General features: G+C 66.8%; 2 protein-coding genes and 1 pseudogene. 2 read left to right on the forward strand and 1 reads right to left on the reverse strand.

The window, feature by feature from the left end:
* Positions 1–100: 100 nt before the first annotated feature.
* Positions 101–556 (forward strand): Dyp-type peroxidase, encoded by a 456-nt coding sequence (locus tag QH290_RS02200; protein ID WP_280381827.1) that lies wholly within the window; start codon positions 101–103, stop codon positions 554–556.
* A 101-nt stretch (positions 557–657) separates the two neighbouring features.
* Here QH290_RS02200 and QH290_RS02205 read toward each other — a convergent pair whose 3' ends face one another.
* Complete coding sequence (locus tag QH290_RS02205) at positions 658–1,113, reverse strand: NUDIX domain-containing protein (RefSeq protein ID WP_280381828.1); 456 nt, start codon at positions 1,111–1,113, stop codon at positions 658–660.
* Positions 1,114–1,198: 85 nt separating this feature from the next.
* Between QH290_RS02205 and QH290_RS02210 the strand changes: the two are divergent.
* Positions 1,199–1,348, forward strand: a pseudogene (locus QH290_RS02210) (proton-conducting transporter transmembrane domain-containing protein); the annotation flags it as partial.

Here is a 1,348-nt window from a genome sequence, read left to right on the forward strand (position 1 = left end):
GTGCACAGTGACCCGGCCGTCCTCGTCGACGCTGATCCGCAGCACGACGATCCGGTCGCGGCCGGGCCCCGCGATATCGCCGGTAATAGGGTGCAGCACGATGGCCCGGGGCAGGGGGGCGCGCGGGGGGCCGGCCGCCCCACCCCTGGGTGGAGAGGGCGAATTCGACCCGGTCGATCTCGACGCCCGCTCCGCGAACGGGGATCTCGTGATACCCGCCGACGCCCATGTCCGTCTCGTTCACGGAATTCCGATGCTGCGCCGCGGCTACAACTACGACTACGGCGTGCTGGGCGGCTCGAATACCGAAGAGCCACACAATCATCCGCCCGGTACCGACCCCGGCCACACGCACGGCGGGCACGATCGGCTCGACGCTGGCCTGCTGTTCGTCGCGTACATGAACGACCCGCCGGACCAATTCGTCAGGGCCCAGCGGATACTCGCCGCCACCGACCGCCTCAACGCCCTCATCCAGCACACCGGCAGCGCCCTGTTCGCCGTCCCGCCCGGTATCGCCCCCGGCGCCCCGGTCGCCGCCGCCCTCGAACTCTGATGCGCACGGCCACCGCCACCCCCCACCCCTCCACGAGGTAGTAGCCGAACTCCCCTGATCCCTGAATCCAGGCGAACCACGTTGGTAGCGAAACCCGATAACTAGAGCGACTGTTTGCCTCGTTCGAGATACCTGCTGCCGCTATCGACCCGAGCCGCGTACGCGTTTCGAAGACGCCGAGCCAGCCTGGGCACCACATACTCATCGAGATCGTCGACACGTACCCATCCCCAGGCGTCGAGTTCGTCTGCTTGCAGCACGATATCTTTCTCGTCGCCACCGAGTGCGCCACAGTCGAAGACGTAGAGAATCTTGTCGCCCTCGCCCGGGTTCGGCGCCCAGTCGTGAACCAGCAGACGCCGAGGAGGGCGGTCGATTCCCAGTTCCTCGTTCACCTCTCGACGACACGCTGCTGCGGGGGATTCTCCAGGCTCGAGGTAGCCACCCGGGAGGTCCCAGCCGTTTCCATAAGTCTTGTGTACCAACAGGATTTCCCGATCGCGCACGAACAACGCGCCCGCGGCCAACCGAGCGCGAGCGAACCTCTCGTCTGCCATGAAGTTTCCTCCCGATCACTGCCGCGTGCCCTTCGGATACGACGAACGGCCCCCCCCCCCCAATGGGCTGGGGCGGGCGGCAAAAGCGAGAAACACCCCGCGGGCCGGGGTGTCGTACGTGATTGTGTCGATGGTCTCGTCGCTGATCTTCCTGACCGGCATCGCGCTGGCCTACGCGGCCACGGGCACGCTGAACATGGCGCAGATGGTGGTGCGAATCGGCGAGGTGCCCACC

The organism is Nocardia wallacei (assembly GCF_029869545.1).
Lineage (GTDB): Bacteria > Actinomycetota > Actinomycetes > Mycobacteriales > Mycobacteriaceae > Nocardia > Nocardia wallacei_A.

Bases quoted from the DNA above. Each gene is read 5' to 3' on its own strand.
- QH290_RS02200 (WP_280381827.1), top strand. From the start codon at position 101: ATGGCCCGGGGCAGGGGGGCGCGCGGGGGGCCGGCCGCCCCACCCCTG.
- QH290_RS02205 (WP_280381828.1), bottom strand. From the start codon at position 1,113: ATGGCAGACGAGAGGTTCGCTCGCGCTCGGTTGGCCGCGGGCGCGTTG.